The 16,795-nt window shown below is 43.7% G+C and carries 14 protein-coding genes; 12 read left to right on the top strand and 2 right to left on the bottom strand.

From position 1 onward, the window contains the following. The first annotated feature begins 54 nt into the window (after nt 1–54). The 8 genes from BM210_RS06730 (at nt 55) to BM210_RS06695 (ending at nt 8,187) form a co-directional block, all read left to right on the top strand. Nucleotides 55–984, top strand: a complete 930-nt coding sequence (locus BM210_RS06730) for a carbohydrate ABC transporter permease (RefSeq protein WP_256223278.1) — start codon at nt 55–57, stop codon at nt 982–984. Further along, entirely contained in the window at nt 981–1,796 is an 816-nt protein-coding gene (locus BM210_RS06725; RefSeq protein WP_091165897.1) for a carbohydrate ABC transporter permease, read from the top strand. Before BM210_RS06730 ends, BM210_RS06725 begins: the two co-directional genes overlap by 4 nt. 50 nt (nt 1,797–1,846) lie before the next feature. Continuing rightward, nucleotides 1,847–2,839, top strand: a complete 993-nt coding sequence (locus BM210_RS06720; protein WP_091165894.1) for a PdxA family dehydrogenase — start codon at nt 1,847–1,849, stop codon at nt 2,837–2,839. Between the two features lie 43 nt (nt 2,840–2,882). Continuing rightward, nucleotides 2,883–4,181, top strand: a complete 1,299-nt coding sequence (locus BM210_RS06715; RefSeq protein ID WP_091165891.1) for an alpha-glucosidase/alpha-galactosidase — start codon at nt 2,883–2,885, stop codon at nt 4,179–4,181. A gap of 378 nt (nt 4,182–4,559) precedes the next feature. After that, nucleotides 4,560–5,393 carry an electron transfer flavoprotein subunit beta/FixA family protein gene (locus BM210_RS06710; RefSeq protein WP_091165889.1) on the top strand — a complete coding sequence of 278 codons (834 nt, stop codon included), beginning with the start codon at nt 4,560–4,562 and terminating at the stop codon, nt 5,391–5,393. Between the two features lie 11 nt (nt 5,394–5,404). Beyond that, the gene (locus tag BM210_RS06705) at nt 5,405–6,532 is read left to right on the top strand and encodes an electron transfer flavoprotein subunit alpha/FixB family protein (protein ID WP_091165886.1); all 1,128 of its coding nucleotides are present in this window, start codon (nt 5,405–5,407) and stop codon (nt 6,530–6,532) included. A gap of 63 nt (nt 6,533–6,595) precedes the next feature. Beyond that, nucleotides 6,596–7,906, top strand: coding sequence for an FAD-dependent oxidoreductase (locus BM210_RS06700; protein WP_091165883.1), 1,311 nt, complete (start codon nt 6,596–6,598; stop codon nt 7,904–7,906). Continuing rightward, on the top strand, nt 7,903–8,187 hold the full coding sequence (locus tag BM210_RS06695) for a ferredoxin family protein (protein ID WP_076229426.1): 285 nt from the start codon (nt 7,903–7,905) through the stop codon (nt 8,185–8,187). Before BM210_RS06700 ends, BM210_RS06695 begins: the two co-directional genes overlap by 4 nt. Before the next feature lie 73 nt (nt 8,188–8,260). On the opposite strand, the gene BM210_RS06690 is transcribed toward BM210_RS06695, so the two are convergent. After that, nucleotides 8,261–9,223 carry a polysaccharide deacetylase family protein gene (locus BM210_RS06690; protein ID WP_091165882.1) on the bottom strand — a complete coding sequence of 321 codons (963 nt, stop codon included), beginning with the start codon at nt 9,221–9,223 and terminating at the stop codon, nt 8,261–8,263. Between the two features lie 270 nt (nt 9,224–9,493). Next, nucleotides 9,494–11,713 (bottom strand): helix-turn-helix transcriptional regulator, encoded by a 2,220-nt coding sequence (locus tag BM210_RS06685; RefSeq protein ID WP_091165879.1) that lies wholly within the window; start codon nt 11,711–11,713, stop codon nt 9,494–9,496. 300 nt (nt 11,714–12,013) lie between these two features. On the opposite strand from BM210_RS06685, the gene BM210_RS06680 reads away from it, so the two are divergent. From BM210_RS06680 to BM210_RS06665, 4 genes are all read left to right on the top strand, one after another. After that, nucleotides 12,014–13,552, top strand: coding sequence for an extracellular solute-binding protein (locus BM210_RS06680; protein WP_091165877.1), 1,539 nt, complete (start codon nt 12,014–12,016; stop codon nt 13,550–13,552). Nucleotides 13,553–13,635: 83 nt separating this feature from the next. Further along, nucleotides 13,636–14,535 carry an ABC transporter permease gene (locus tag BM210_RS06675; protein WP_091165875.1) on the top strand — a complete coding sequence of 300 codons (900 nt, stop codon included), beginning with the start codon at nt 13,636–13,638 and terminating at the stop codon, nt 14,533–14,535. A gap of 22 nt (nt 14,536–14,557) precedes the next feature. Continuing rightward, nucleotides 14,558–15,430, top strand: a complete 873-nt coding sequence (locus BM210_RS06670; protein WP_091165873.1) for a carbohydrate ABC transporter permease — start codon at nt 14,558–14,560, stop codon at nt 15,428–15,430. Between the two features lie 396 nt (nt 15,431–15,826). Further along, nucleotides 15,827–16,786, top strand: coding sequence for an ABC transporter permease (locus BM210_RS06665; protein ID WP_091165871.1), 960 nt, complete (start codon nt 15,827–15,829; stop codon nt 16,784–16,786). Nucleotides 16,787–16,795 lie beyond the last annotated feature (9 nt).

Below are 16,795 nucleotides of genomic sequence, written 5' to 3'. Positions count from 1 at the left end.
ATCGTTAAAAATGTTCCAAATCATTGTCTTATTTTAATTAAGGAGCGATTCCACGTGGAGACCATGGTTCGTAAAACAGGTGTGAGAAATACTACTAAAAGTCGTTTACGTCGCTGGATAACTTCTCCATCTTCAATAAATCTGATGTACTTACCTGCGCTTCTGCTGTTTGTATTATTCATTTATTATCCATTTTTTCAAGGGATTAAGATTTCTTTCACGAATTGGGACGGTTACTCGCAGTTGTACAGGTACATTGGTTGGGATAATTATAAAAGAATGCTTTCGGACCATAGAATAGGTACCGTGATTATGAATACGCTGATTTATGGTATTGGAAGCACGATTTTACAAAATGCCATCGGGTTAGCCTATGCCCTATTGTTAAACTACCATATCCGTGGTAAGACAATCATTCGTACGATCGTATATCTTCCAGTTATCGTCAGTCCTCTTGTGATGGGTTATATATGGTATTTCTTCTTTCAGTATAATGGAGGAGCACTTAACGACATCATTTTATTGTTTCGCGATAAACCGATAAATTTACTCGCTGACACTCAGCTTAACGTATGGATCATTACACTCGTTAACACGTACCAATTTTTGGGCGTTGCCATGATTATTTTCTTAGCCGGTCTTCAGTCCATTTCCAAGGATTACTATGAGGCAGCGGAGATGGATGGCGCTTCGGGATTATCTAAATTCCGCAATATTACGCTTCCGCTTCTTGCACCAGCTATTACGATTAATATTGTTCTTAACTTGATTGGCGGCTTGAAGCTGTTTGATGTTATAACGGCTTTAACCAATGGGGGACCAGGCTATGCATCCGCTTCATTATCAACGATGATTTATCAATTATATTTCGCTCATCAGGATGCCGGTTATGCTGCAGCATTAGGTAATTTCATGTTTTTACTTATTTCTGTTATTGGTTTGACCTCTTTGTATCTTTTACGTAAAAAGGAGGTTTCCTCATGAAGCGAATAGGCGTCTTATATACTATCATAGGTGCTTTAATAGGCCTCATGCATATCGTCCCTTTTTATGTGCTCATCACAACCTCGTTTAAAGATACTTTGGATACTAGCTCCAAATGGATCATGCCAGGTTATTTATATTGGGATAATTTTATTCATTCATGGCAGCTTGCAGGTCTGGATAGGGCATTTATGAATACGGCAATCATCACCCTACTATCTATGGCACTGATCATCATATTGGGTTCGACAGCTGCTTACCCGCTTGCCCGTAATCAAAGCAAGCTAAACAAATGGATGTATGGATTTTTTGTGAGTGCCCTTATCGTTCCACCGCTTACGATCCTTGTTCCTTTGTATAAAATGTTTGTAGAAATCGGGGCCATGAACACGTACATAGGGATCGTGGTTCTTCATGTTACTTTTCATTTATCTATGGCTATCTTTTTGTTTACAGGCTTTATTAGTACGATCCCAAGAGAGCTCGACGAAGCTGCTATGATAGATGGAGCTTCAAGAATTGGATTATTTTTTCGGGTTATTTTACCGGTATTAATGCCGATTACAGCGACGGTTATTATCATGAATGGCGTTTCGATCTGGAATGATTATCAGTTCTCAGTATTTTTTCTACAGAAATTAGAATACAGAACAATCACCGTTGCTTTATCCACATTTTTCGGTGAAAACAATTCCAACATCGGTTGGGTAGCAGCCGGTTCCTTATTAGCTGCTTTTCCCAGCATTTCTGTATACCTGTTTTTGCAAAGATACTTCATCTCAGGTATGACCTCGGGGGCTATCAAAGGATAATAGATACACATTCAATTTGAAAAACATGAGTAGAGAAGAGGGATTAAAGCATGAAGAAGAAACCGGTAATGGGCATAACATTGGGAGATGCAACAGGCATTGGATCTGAACTGGTTGCCAAAACTCTCCAATCTGAAGAAATTCGTCAAATCGCGACGTGGGTGGTGGTTGGTGATGAACGTGTTTTTCAGCAAGGTCAATCCGTAGCAGGATTATCTGTTCCCTATCAAAAAATTGCTAGCGTAGATGAAATAGTGAACGATGATCAGGTTTATTTCATTGATCTACACAATTTGCATCCGGATACGTATGCTCTGGGCCAATTATCGGCGGAATCCGGTCAGGCAACCGGTGAAACCTTGACGTATGCGTTGAAGCTTGCACAGCAAAAAAAGCTGGATGGTGTCGTTTATGCGCCTATCAATAAAGAAGCTTTGCATAGTGGTGGATTTCATTTTCAAGATGAGCTGCATTTTTTTGCTTCACTTCTTGAATGCAAGGAAGGCTTTAGTGAAATTAACGTGATGGGTGATCTTTGGTTTACGCGAATCACATCCCATGTGCCGATCAAGCAAGTTAGCAGCCTGGTTACGAAAGAACGCGTTTCCCGTATCATTCGTTTCGCTCAGGATACTTTAACCAACGTAGGCTTTGACAACCCCAGAATTGTCGTTGCCGCCCTTAATCCGCATGCCGGTGATGGAGGTCTGTTAGGCACCGAAGAAATTGACGAAATTAGACCCGCTATTTTGAATGCTCAGGAGCAAGGGATTAACGTAGAAGGCCCTTATCCGGCTGACACTATCTTTTTAAGGTTAAAAACAAAGCCATTCGATTGCTTGGTTAGTATGTATCACGATCAGGCTCAGACCGGTATGAAGCTGCTCGGCTTTAATAAAGGTGTCACGGTCAGCGGAGGACTTCCAGTTGTCCTCACAACACCTGCGCACGGTACTGCCTTTGATATTGCAGGACAAGGCATCTCTGACCCTGGTGCTACAGAACAGGCAATGAAGCTGGCTGTGAGATTAGCAGGATTCTGATTTGCACAACATTTTCAAACCATACAATTGGGAGGCAAGGTTCATGTCAAAAATTACTTTTCTAGGTGCAGGCAGTTCTGTATTTGCAAAAAATGTGTTGGGTGACTGCATGATGACACCTGCGCTGCAAGGCTTTGAATTAGCCTTATACGATATTAATGAAGAACGCCTCAAGGATTCAGAAAATATGTTAAATAATTTAAAAGTGACGCTTGGAAGCACCTGCACAGTTAAAGCGTATACCAACCGTAAAGATGCGCTTCGTGGAGCCAAATATGTTGTCAATGCGATACAAGTTGGCGGCTATGATCCATGTACCATTACAGATTTTGAAATACCGAAGAAATACGGCTTGCGTCAAACGATAGGCGATACCTTAGGGATTGGAGGTATTTTTCGTAATCTCCGCACCATTCCGGTCATGCTCGATTTTGCTAAAGATATTAATGAAGTGTGTCCGAATGCAATGTTCCTGAACTATACGAATCCAATGGCTGTATTGACCAATGCCATGTTGACTTCCGGTGGAGTAAAAACTGTCGGTTTGTGTCACAGTGTTCAACGATGCATCCCATTTTTATTCGAGGCCTTGGATATGGAAAGCGAAGGCGTTCAAACTAAAATAGCCGGTATTAATCATATGGCTTGGTTGCTTGAAGTAACCAAAAACGGAGTGGATTTATATCCCGAAATCAAGCGTCGTGCCCGTGAGAAACAAAAGGAACAGCACGATGATATGGTCCGTTACGAAATGATGTTCCGCTTTGGCTATTACGTTACGGAATCCTCCGAGCATAATGCCGAATATCATCCGTACTTTATTAAGAAAAATTATCCTGAATTGATTGAGCGTTTTAATATTCCGTTGGATGAGTACCCACGCCGTTGTGAACGCCAAATCAAAAGATGGGCAACCATGCGTGATGAATTGGTGAATAACAAAAATCTGGGACATACCCGCTCTCATGAATATGCATCTTTTATGTTTGAGGCTATGGAAACCAACAACCCGTTCAAAATCGGCGGCAATGTGATGAATACCGGTTTAATCACTAATCTTCCTAAGGAAGTAGTTGTTGAAGTTCCTTGCCTAGTAGATTCAAGCGGTGTGACACCAACGTATATTGGGGATCTGCCTCAACAGCTTGCTGCATTGAATCGCACCAATATAAATACGCAGCTTTTAACCTTGGAAGCTGCGGCTACAGGAAAGAAAGAGCATATTTACCACGCCGCATTGCTTGACCCGCATACGGCTGCGGAACTATCGATCGATGATATCGTAGCTATGTGCGATGATCTAATTGAAGCTCATGGCAATTGGCTTCCTAAGTTTGTGTAAAGGTTATTCACAATATGAAGTGTCGGTCCGCGTATATCGCGGGCCTTTATTTATTTGCAAAGGAATAGGGGAAATTAATAGCTTCGTTATCGATTTCTTTTCGCTACAAAAAGAGGAATTTATCAGAATACACAGAATTAACATAATATTCAGAATAATGTAAAGGGATGTGATTAAATTTTGTATCATTCATACGGTATGCTTGCATAAACTGTAAAAGAGTACTAGTTATTGCAAGCGATTTCATATGATTAAGTAAGTGACATGTTTCACAATCTGACCGTGATTACAAGGACAGCAGGATTGGGACCATGGTGAAAGTCGATTCAGGTTGCTCATTTATGGCTTAAATGCCGATCCATGTTAGGAGGACGCCGTATGCTGCACGTTGTTGTATGTATCAAGCAGGTTCCCGACAGCCGTGAGATTCGAATTGACCCGAAGAACAATACGTTAATACGTCAAGGGGTGCCAAGTATTGTTAATTTTTATGATTTGCATGGCCTGGAAGAAGCCTTGCGGATCAAGGATGAGCTTGGGGCGAGGGTAACTGTTGTCACCATGGGGCCGCCCCCTGCGGAAAAAAGCTTAAAACAATGTATTTCATTAGGCGCGGATGAGGCCGTACTGGTGACAGATCGAGGTTTTGCAGGCGCTGATACACTTGCCACCTCATACGTCATAGCCAAAACACTTCAAAAGGTAGCGGAAACATGGGGGGCCATAGATCTTGTATTTTGCGGAAAACAGACACTTGATGGGGATACAGGACAGGTCGGACCGGGCGTAGCTTGCCGACTCGACTTGGAGCAGCTGACCTATGTCAGTAAAGTGGTGGAGGTAGATACGGAAAAGCGCAGACTCACCGCACACCGATTACTCGAAGATGGCATTGAAGTGGTCCAGACGAGTATGCCGGTGCTCATTACAGCTTTGAAGGAATTGAATAAGGTGCGCAGGGCGGCTATGCCAGGGATGATTCGGGCCGCCAGGTACAAGCCGGTGGTATGGACGACAGCCGATTTTCCAGATCTGGAGCGATCGATGATTGGATTAAAAGGTTCGCCAACCATCGTATCCAAGACATGGGTGCCTGAAGTAAAAGCCGTCAACTCCAAGATGATCACAGGCGATTCACCAGAGGCAACTGCGGGGCAGCTGCTTGACCAATTGTGGGAGCGGGACTTACCCAGCCGATTAGGCTGGACTTAGGAGGCGGAAACATGTCAAATGAACAAAAAAATGATGCGCAGGAAGCGGCGGCTATGCCGGATTGGTCGGCGTATCGTGGGGTATTAATTGTGATTGAGCAAAGGGATGGAGAAGCCAAGAAGGTGTCCTGGCAGCTGCTGGGTGAAGGTCGAAAGCTTGCAGCCAAGCTGGAGGTTCCTTTATTGGCCCTAGTCATCGGCAATGAGGTTGAGCATCTGGCGAAGGAAGCTGCCTATTATGGGGCTGACAAGGTTTATTTGTGTGAAGCACCTGAGCTTGGTGTATATCGGACACGGCCTTACAGCCGTATCTGCCTGAAGCTGATCGATGATGTGAAGCCGGAGATCGTACTGTTCGGAGCAACAGGAACAGGACGTGACTTGGCAGGAGCGATTGCGACCCATCTGCCGACAGGACTTACTGCGGACACAACGGAGTTGGACGTGGAACCGCCTCCCTCGCGGCTGCTGCTGGCTAGTCGACCAGCCTTTTCCGAGAAGATGATGGCAACTATTTTATGTAAGCAGTATCGTCCGCAAATGGCAACAGCACGTGCTGGTGTATTCCAGGCTCTGCCTCGGGATGAGACACGCGAGGCGGAGATTATCAGAATCGACAGCCTGATGCCTGAAGAGGAGATTGCCGCACAGGTGATCGATTTTATAAGGGACACGGGGAATCTGAATTTGGAGGAAGCGGATATTATCGTATCCGGTGGTCGTGGTTTGGGGGGGCCTGAGCCTTTTGCGATGCTGAAGGAGTTGGCTGATGCATTAGGTGGGGTAGTTGGCGCTTCTCGTGCAGCTGTAGATGCAGGATGGATCAAGCACGAACATCAAGTTGGGCAGACAGGATCAACCGTTCGGCCAAAGCTTTATTTTGCCATCGGGATCTCGGGGGCTGTTCAGCATACAGTAGGTATGGGCAATTCGGACATTGTTATCGCGATCAACAGAGATGAAAAGGCTGCGATTTTCCAATTTGCGCATTATGGGATCGTGGGGGATTTGTTCAAGATCGTTCCGGCCATTACGGAAGAAGTCAAAAAACGTAAAAGCTTGTTCGGCATTCAAATACCGGTTACAGAGTTAGCATCACAGAAGCCTTCGCAGCAGGAGCCTTTGGCGAAATCGGTGTAAGGTATTCACTTTTCGTCATGCACGTATAGTTGAATGAACTATTATTGTGGGGAGCGGATTGCTTTGAACGAAAAATTTGATGCTATCATTGTTGGGGGTGGGCCTGCAGGGGCCGCTGCTGCTCTAACGATGTCTCGGGCCGGCCTGTCTGTCGTACTGCTTGAGCGTGGTGAATTTCCTGGCGCGAAAAACCTTTTTGGCGGCGTATTGTATCGCAAGCAAATCGAAGAGCTGGTACCGGAGTTTTGGAAGGAACGTAATTTCCCCATGGAGCGGTATATTGTTGAGCAGCGGATTTGGATGATGGGTAAAGAATCGATGGTTACCTTTGGGCATCGCAATGAAAAATATTCGGAGCCTTATAACTGCTTTACCGGACTGCGTGTCAAATTCGACCAATGGTTCGCAGACAAAGCGGTTGCTGCAGGGGCCTTGCCCGTTTATGAAACGGTTGCCCTTGATGTCATTCGTGAAGGGGATCGGGTAGTCGGTGTCAAAACAGATCGGGAAGACGGCAATTTGTATGCTGATGTCGTAGTCATAGCGGACGGCGTTAATTCTTTGCTCGGCAAGGCGATGGGTATTCACAAGGAATGGGAACCCGATGAGGTTTCGCTCGCGGTTAAAGAGATCATCTCCTTACCCAAGGAAAAGATTGAGGATCGCTTTGGACTTGAGGGTGACGAAGGCGTGACCATTGAATTTATGGGCGAGACTTCGCTTGGCATGGCGGGGGTGGGGTTCTTGTATACGAACAAGGAAACGATTTCGTTAGGCGTTGGGGTCATGGTCAATCATTTGCGGGACAAAAAAGTTAAGCCTTATGCCATCCTTGATGCAGTGAAGCAGCATCCGATGATTCGTAAATTAATTCAGGGCGGTGAAACCAAGGAATATTCGGGCCACTTAATCCCCGAAGGAGGTTTTCATTCCATTCCTCCACTTTCTGGAAACGGCTGGTGTGTATGTGGAGACGCGGCTCAGCTCGTCAACTTTGTGAACCGGGAAGGTACGAATCTGGCGATGACTTCAGGACGTTTGGCAGGTGAGGCGATTATTGAAGCTAAAGCTAGAGGCGATTTCTCAGCTGCTTCGTTGAACGCTTATGATCAAAAAGTCCGCAGTTCTTTTGTTCACAAGGATTTGAAAAAGTACAAAGGCATGCATCAATTTCTCAAAGAGCAGGACCCGGAGCTGTTATTTGATAAGCTGCCTCGGGCATTAAATGAAGCGGCTTATAATATGTTTTTAGTTGACGGCATCCCTAAAGCGGATAAACAAAAAATGGCGGTGAATTTAATTAAAGGAGCAGCCGGCGGCACCATGAATCTGATGAAACTAGGCTATAAAGGGTGGAGGGCGATGAACGGATGAGCTGCAACGTTTCTGAAAAACTGTTTACGATCCGTTATAAATGCGATACAGAGTCCCATTTGGTCATTAAAGAAACAGAAACCTGTTTGAGCTGCAAGACTAAGGATTGCAATTATTTTTGTCCGTCTGATGTCTACGAGTGGGAGAAGAAGCTGAAGATTACAACTGTAGCCTTTGAAAACTGCATCGAATGCGGTACCTGTCGGATTGCATGTCCATCCGATAATATCGCTTGGGTATATCCCAAAGGCGGTTACGGTATTACGTATAAGTATGGGTGACATTCTGAGGATCACTAAATGAATTGCATACGAAACGAGCCTAAGCAGTTTCATGCATGGGGCTCGTTTTTTATTATTGATAAGCCTGCACATTCAACAACGTTGCAAGATCAACAATATCGTAATTTCGTTTTTGCAGCTCTTCAATAATGATCGGCACAGCCTTCGCGGTTTCACTTGTCCTTGAAGTCGAATGCATGAGAATGATGTCGCCATTTCTAATATTATCGATTACATTTTTTGTAATATTTTGACTTTCCCGCTGGGACCAATCCAACGTATCAATGGACCATAAAACGATCTTGTGGCCTGTATCAGTTGCTGCGGCTACTACTTTTTCATCGGTTTCTCCATATGGGGAACGCATCAAAGCAGGCTTCTTCCCAATGATATCCTCAATGGCCTTATCGGTCTGGTTGAGATCGGCTTGAATTTGATTTTGACTTTTTTGAGTTAAATTATCATGCTTGTAACTGTGGTTTAACACCAAATTTCCATTATCGTAGGCATGGCGGACAACCTCTGGATAGCTTTTGACCATTTCCCCCACAAAAAAGAAACTTCCTTTTACTTTATATTTCTTCAAGGAATCGATAATCGCTGGCGTATTGACAGGATCTGGACCATCATCAAAGGTCAAAGCAACCTTATTCCGGTCAGGCCCATTTATATAGATACTATCGCGATGCTTTTGAGCTAGAGCTATAATATTCTCTCGCCACAAGGTCATGCTTTTTAATGCTTTTGGGGTCAGCTGGTTGGACTTCCCTTTGATTTCGAGCATATAATCCGACGGTTCGGGCTCGGCTTGAGTTATAGTCTGTTTTAGCTCGGGTAAAGCGTTCTCAGTTGAAGGAACGTCCAAGACTGTCGGAGCCGTAATAGATGCAGCAGCCACGGAAGGTTGGGAAGGAATAGAAGGTATAGACGGTATGGATGTGGTGGATGGTTCTGAAGCATTGAAGAAACAGCCGGTCAACTCTGTCATCATGACAAGGACGAGCATACAAGTGATGATATGATGGTTACGTTTCATTTCGGTTTGTCACTCCCTTTATCCGATCATACCAAACTACATTCATATGTAAAGGTTTTCAGTGGATTCGCAAGTATTTATTTTTTGTATCTGGAGTATGCGCTTCTTAGAGCTGGTAATGCATCAAGGATAAATTTAATGTCGTCAAAAAATAGCGATTTTAAACACATTAAGGGAAGCGACTTAAACCAGACAAGGCCGTTCTCCAGTCCATTTGACTGTGAACGGCCTTATTGTATGCAATGAAGACGTAGCTGTCAGCTTATTCCATTAAATGTGGTAAAGCTTCCGATATTGACCGGGAGGTACACCAGTAGCTTTTTTAAACGTACGAGTAAAGCTCTGAGCATTACTGTAATAGAGACGTTTAGCGATTTCATCTACGCTGAAATCCGTTTCAAGCAGCCACTGCTTGCTTTTTTCAATACGCAGATTCAACAGCAGCTCAGCGTATGTCGTTTCATAAAGCTCTTTAATCGCCTGTTTGGCTACCGAGACAGGGATACCGAGTGCTTTGCAGCAATCCTCCAGTCGAATATCCTGCAAAATGTGTTCGCTTATATAATCTCTTAAATGATTCGCCGCTTGTTTCATCTGGGTATGATATTCATCAGTCAGTCTCTGAATCAAATGCTCTGCACAATGGTGCTGCAGCCAGTCCAGCCATTCATCCATTGTCGTAAACCTGAGCAGTTCACTTAAAGAGGGGGATTCCAAGGGCTCGGTAAGCGCTGCGCCGATCTCCCTGTACACGGACAGCGTCAAATCAAGCAGCAAATGCTGCAGTTTCTGATATTCCCCTTCAGGTGCCAATATACGTAATCTATTGAGGGCAAGCAAGGCTTCATCCATGTTCCGTGATCGGATGCTATGAATTAAATCCTGCTCAATTCTGCGCGACTCATCAAAAGAAAAGCTTAAGCCTTGAACTGTGGATAGATCCTCGTAATACAGCACTTTATTCGTTCCCAACGAAAATTTTTGTTTTAGAATTTCCATTGCTTCCGATGCGGAAATGTGCAAACATTTCGTTCCTTTACGTGGTTGACTGACTCCAATGGTAACGGTAATAGGAAAGTGCTCGGAGATAAACTCATGGATCGTTAACATCCACCCGTTTAATTGCTCGCGAAAGGGCGTTTCCCCTTGTTCGGAGGATCCGGCGATTCCGATCAATTTGCCATCATTCAGCTTCACCGCCATACCCTGGTCTGTCAGCACCTCACGAACCACACAGGCAATTCCGTATTCAAAATAAAAGAGATCCCATTCGGAATACGTTTCCTTGAGCTGATTGTAATAATCGATTTCAATGGCAAATCCGCAGTAGTCGGCTTCCTCATGCAGCTGTAAATCCAGCTTTTCGACCCAATCCTCCTTAATCCTGACCCCGTTTTCAAGCACTTTTCGCAGATAAGCATCTTTGGCTTCGGGAATGATTTCATGAAGTCGATGTTTTAGTTGCGAAACATGGGAATATATTCGCTCAAATTCATTACTTGGCTTCGCAGAAAGCTTCGACCCGAAGGGCTCGTCAATTAATCTGACCAGCTTGCTCCACCCTCGGAAAAACCAATGATTGCTTATAAAGACAGCAAGTATGGATAAGGCAACAGCAATGATTAATATGAGGAGTGTGATGTTGCGGAACGAATTTATTTTGCTTAGAAATTGTTCGTCAGGTACCACTATGCCAAAAATCCAACCCGTCACTGAAGAAGAAACACAGGTTATCAATAATCCATCTTTATACAAAGTATGGGATTCGTCAGCATGTAACGCCGTTAGCTCCCGATCTTGAGCGAGAGTATGCGTAATTTCTTCAATACCGGCAAAAGTGCCCTTGCCGATCGGCAAACCATTTTGATCCATAATAAAAGAGGTTGCTCTGTTCGCTTCGTCCTTGTTGGTGATACCTAAATAATCATAAAATAATTTGGAATTGACATGGAATAAAAGGAGTGATGAGGGATCACCCCTAAAAACCGGCAGCCTTCTTATATATACATAGGTAGAAGAACCGTTAATAACTTTGGTCAAAAAGGCATGATCTACATTCATTCCTGAAAATTCCTCCAGTAATGAAGTATAATCTTGATGCACCTCGTCCATCGTCGGCTGGGAAGAGTAGTGCACCTTGGCTTCCGGATCGAACAATAATACGTTATCGAGATAACTGATGGAGGCTTGGACGCGAACGAGCAGTTGAGTAAAAGCGATCCTATCAAATTGATTGAGCTTATGGGCTGAAGGATTATCAATCCATTTTTCAAAATCAGGGACTTTTTCCATTTGTATCGCAGCCTGATTTAATTGCTTAATATAATTCTCAAATCCATCGCGTGTTTGCTGCAAGGATATCAATTGAACCTGTTCAATTTCCTTGCGGATAATATCGGAGGCCAAATTAAAGATAATCAGACCAATCAGCACAATACTGAGGGAAGTGAGAAGAATATGTGTCACCGCATTTTGCAACTTTTTCGACATGCTGTCCTCCACATTCCTTGCAGTTAATAATAATTAATTATATCATGAATGTTTTGTTTATTTGAAGTCAATGCCCGTCAAATAACGGACAATCTACCTATTATTCGCTTACCAATTCAAGCAAATGGCTGGTTTAATTAAAAAGGTAAACGTACCATATTCATAAAAATCGCATTTTCGCTATTTGTAAATTGCATGAATAGTTTCGAGGATACACAATAGGGACATGCAGCACGACCATGGAAGCATGACCCATGAATGCTTCATTCTATTAATAGACACATTTAAGGGGGCGTCACAATGAAATCGTTTAGAGGCTGGAAAATGGGTACGCTAATCAGCTTGAGTACGGTTATGGCACTGTCCGCGACAGCTTGCTCGAATCCACAGCCGGCAGCGCAGGGAAGTAAGGCAGCACCGGTAGCAGAAGGTCCAGTGAAATTAAATATGGCCTATTATATTGGCTGGAATACGCCAAGTATCGCCAGAGAGGATAATCCTTCACTCAAATATCTGGAGGACAAGCTGGGGATTCGAATGAACCTCACAGCAGCAGCTCCGGATATTTACAAAGAAAAGCTGAAGGTTATGATAGCCTCTGGAGATGTCCCGGATGCGTTCGCCTGGACGGATATCGATGACTTCATGGTAAAGCTTATTAAATCCGGTGTTGTGGTTCCATTGGACAAATATATTGATGAATATCCTAATTTAAAGAAAGAAAAACCGTTGTTTCTAACCAAATATCAAGGAAATATTTATGGTTTGAGCAGTGTCCGCAATCCGATCGCATCACAGGATATCCCGCTAATCCGCAAGGACTGGCTGGACAATCTCGGTATGAAGGTGCCGACAACGTTGGATGAATTGTATGAGACGGCTAAGGCGTTTACCAAAAATGATCCCGATAAAAACGGCAAGAACGATACGTATGGTCTACAGCTCGGAAACACGGCTGCAGGCATTTCGATTCGAGGGACCACAGGAATTACCCAAGCTTTCGGTATTAAAAATGCTTGGACCAAGCAGGGAGATAAAGTGGTGCCGAGGTTTGCCACAACAAACTTTAAGGAATATTTAACGTGGATGAACAAAGCGTTTGCCGAAGGGCTGATTGACCCCGATTTTGCTGTTACTGACGGGCCTACATCGGATTCAAAGCTGGTTCGTAAAGGTCAGGCGGGCATCATGTTCAACTTTACAACACGCATTTACGATTTTGAAACCAATTTTCAAAAAACAGATCCAAAAGCCAAGCTAATCCCATTCGAAGCGATCAAAGGACCTAATGGAGAACGTGGAGTTACGGCACGTGTGGATAGAGGAGGAATCTTCATCTCGAAAAAGGCAGCCGATGACCCGCAAAAGATGAAGAAAATTATGGAATGGCTGGATTTTGGAGCTAGTGAAGAAGGCGGCATCTTCTGGAACTATGGGGTAGAAGGCATGCATTACAAGAAAACGGCTGATGGGAAGATCGAGCAGGATACGAAAATGTTCGAACGGGATATGCCTCGTACCTTTAGCTTTACACTGCCGATCCAATCGACCGACGAGCTTTACATATTCCCGCAAAACACCAAAGAGGCGCAGAACCTCGTTGTTTCCGGTCATAAAATGAATGAACCGTTTCTCGTAACCGATGAAACGCAGCTGTTATTCTCGCAAACGTATGCCAAATATGCAACTGAGGCTGAAAAATTTATTCAGGATAACACCGTCAAGACGATTATGGGAGCAAGCAAAGTCAGCGATTGGGATTCCGTTGTAAAGCAATGGTATGACCGTTATGAAGGAGACAAGGTTGCTGCTGAAATCGCGGAGGTTATGAAGAAATAAAAGAATGATAGACGTCGGCGGACAATAGCTAATCTAGAGTTGTCCGACCGAACGTCGAAAGAAAGCGGGTGCTGCAGCTAGATATGACACTAACCAAATTATGGAAAGCTGATAAATACTTATACCTGATGGCACTGCCAGGAATGCTTTATTTCATTGTATTCCATTATTTTCCAATGTGGGGAATTGTGATCGCATTTCAGGAATATGACCCCTTTCAGGGTGTTATGAACAGTGAGTGGGTTGGTGGCGACCATTTCGTCCGTCTGTTCAAGCATCCCGATTTTTGGATGATTATGCGTAATACGCTCGTTATTAGTATGTTGAATATCGTATTTTTTTTCCCGGCTCCGATCATACTCGCACTATTGTTAAATGAAGTGAGAACAGCCCTATTCAAAAAGACGATTCAAACCGTCATGTATTTACCGCATTTTGTTTCTTGGATCGTGATTTGCGCTTTGTCGATATCGTTAATGAACTCAGAGGGGTTTTTGACTGAGATTGTTCATGCGATGGGATTCCCGAAGGTTCAATTATTAATGGATAAATCCTTATTCTGGGGTATTATTACGCTGCAAAACATATGGAAAGATGCCGGCTGGGGAACGATTCTATTTCTCGCTGCGCTTGCGGGGATCAGTCCTGAATTATATGAATCCGCGAAGGTGGACGGTGCAAACCGTTGGCAGCAAACGCTCCATATTACGATACCTTGCCTAATGAATACGATTGTCATTTTATTAATCTTAAGGCTTGGACAAGTATTGAACATATCCTTTGACCAGTTGTACATTATGGGCAATCCGCTTGTGAAAGAGGTCGCGGAAGTATTCGACACCTATGTATATCAAGCAGGAGTGCTGCAGGGTAATTTCAGTTATGCGACTGCTATCGGAATTTTTAAATCGGCGGTCGGATTTGTGCTCATACTCGGAGCCAATTATATTTCGAGAAAGACGAGTGAACATTATTTATTTTAACAGAGGAGGGGAGAACCAAGTCATGAAACGAATTCGCCCCGCCAGCCTTGCCTTTGATGTTTGCAACTATATTGGTTTGGCTTTACTGGCTGCTTTGATGGTCTTTCCATTCTGGAGCGTGCTCGTTAGCTCGTTAACCGCACCACATCTTGTGCATGAAGGCGCAATTATGCTGTGGCCGAAGGAAATCACAGGTATTGCTTTCCAGACCATTTTCAATACGCCTAACTTTATCAAGGTATTTCAAAATACGATTTTCATCACGGTGATTGGTACCTTCATCAGTATGGTGTTATCGGTTATGCTTGGATATCCGTTATCGAAGAAAAGGCTCAAAGGCTCGCAAGTCATGATATTTATTGTATTTTTCACCATGATGTTTCATGGAGGCATTATTCCTTCTTATTTGATTGTCAAAAGTCTCGGTCTGATGAACACATTGTGGTCGCTTATTATACCTAACGCCATCAACGCTTTTAATATCATCATCTTAATCAGCTTTTTCCGAACATTGCCCGAAGAGCTTGAGGACTCTGCCCGGATTGATGGATGTAATGATTTTGGTATTTTATTTCGTATTATGGTGCCTGTCTCCATGCCGATTCTTGCTACACTTACCCTTTTTTATGCTGTTGCGCAGTGGAATATGTTCTTTCAGGCGGTTATGTATATCTCGAATCCGAATAACTTTACGTTACAAGTGCTGCTGAGGCAGCTGCTCTTGGTACTTACCTCGGACGCGGTCGCCGCTTCTCTTAGTGAAGACGCCCCACGTATTGGGGTAACGGTCAAATTGGCAATGATCGTTGTTTCTACCGTACCCATATTGCTTGTATATCCGTTCCTTCAGAAGCATTTTACTAAAGGGATGATGCTAGGTTCGATTAAAGGATAAATGTAAATTCAAAGAGATCTCCTAGAGTCCAAATGGACTTTCTAGGGATCTCTTTTTTTATTGTGTTCCCTCAATAATAATCAGTATGGGCAAGGCTAAATATCTTTTCGTAGAGTAGAGGCTGCCGGGCGTATCTATGGTTGTCTTCACAGCCCTATGATTGGTTTCCTTAACATTTCAAAAAAAGACTATGGGCGGAAATTTTTAATAGGCATAGTAATAATTTGTTATTATTGCGCTTGCAGCATGATCTATCCTAAGGTTAGGGCATACGATTGATTCACAAGGATTCCAACGACACCTACCATTTGGTAACACAATGCACACTGCAGGATCTGCGTGGGTTGGAATGCTTGCGAGGTCAGATTTTACGAACACTTTAAGGAGGAAGGCATCATGGATATCCAAGCGACAAAGTCAATTTCGCAAGCGTTAACAAAAAGTAAAAGCAAAACCTCGCTGTGGGCCGAACTGAAAAGGGATAAGTATTTATATCTCTTGGTTCTGCCGGGAGTACTGTATTTCCTTGTTTTTAAATATTACCCGATGTGGGGCATCATCATCGCCTTCCAGGACTATTCACCTTATATGGGAATATTCAAAAGCGCTTGGGTCGGTGTCGAGCATTTCATCCGATTTTTCACGAACCCGAGCTTTTACTTACTCTTTCGCAATACGATGATGATTAGTCTCTTGAGTCTCGTTTTCTTCTTTCCTTTGCCCATTGTGTTATCTCTTTGTATGAATGAAGTGAGCAACAAATACTTTAAGCGGGTGATTCAATCTGTGGTGTACCTGCCGCATTTTCTCTCGTGGGTCATTATTGCAGGAATTACGTTCCTGCTCTTATCACAGACGAACGGCATTATCAACCTGATTATGGAGTATATGGGACTTTCCAAAATTGCTTTTTTGACCAGCGAAAACTTGTTCTGGGGACTTTTAACTGGTCAAAACATATGGAAGGACACCGGCTGGGGAACGATCATTTTCCTCGCAGCCATAACAGGTATCGATTCGCAGCTGTATGAAGCAGCCAAGATCGACGGGGCCAATCGGATTCGGCAAATGTGGCATGTAACCCTGCCGGGCATTCGCAACGTCATTATTATTTTGTTAATCCTCCGCTTGGGTCATATTATGGATGTTGGATTTGAGCAGGTATTCCTGATGGCGAATGGAGCAGTATCGAATGTTGCTGATGTTTTTGAAACTTATGTATATCGTAACGGCATTCAGCAAGGCCAATTCAGCTATACCACAGCTGTCGGATTATTCAAATCGGTGATCGGCTTGACGCTTGTTGTATGTGCCAACTGGCTGGCTAAGCGGTTTGGAGAGGAAGGAGTTTACTGAGGTGGAGTG

Origin of the sequence: Paenibacillus sp. 1_12 (genome assembly GCF_900114475.1) — a bacterium.
Lineage (GTDB): Bacteria > Bacillota > Bacilli > Paenibacillales > NBRC-103111 > Paenibacillus_S.
The sequence above is the reverse complement of the archived record's forward strand: the minus strand, read 5'-3'. Positions and strand labels throughout refer to the sequence as shown.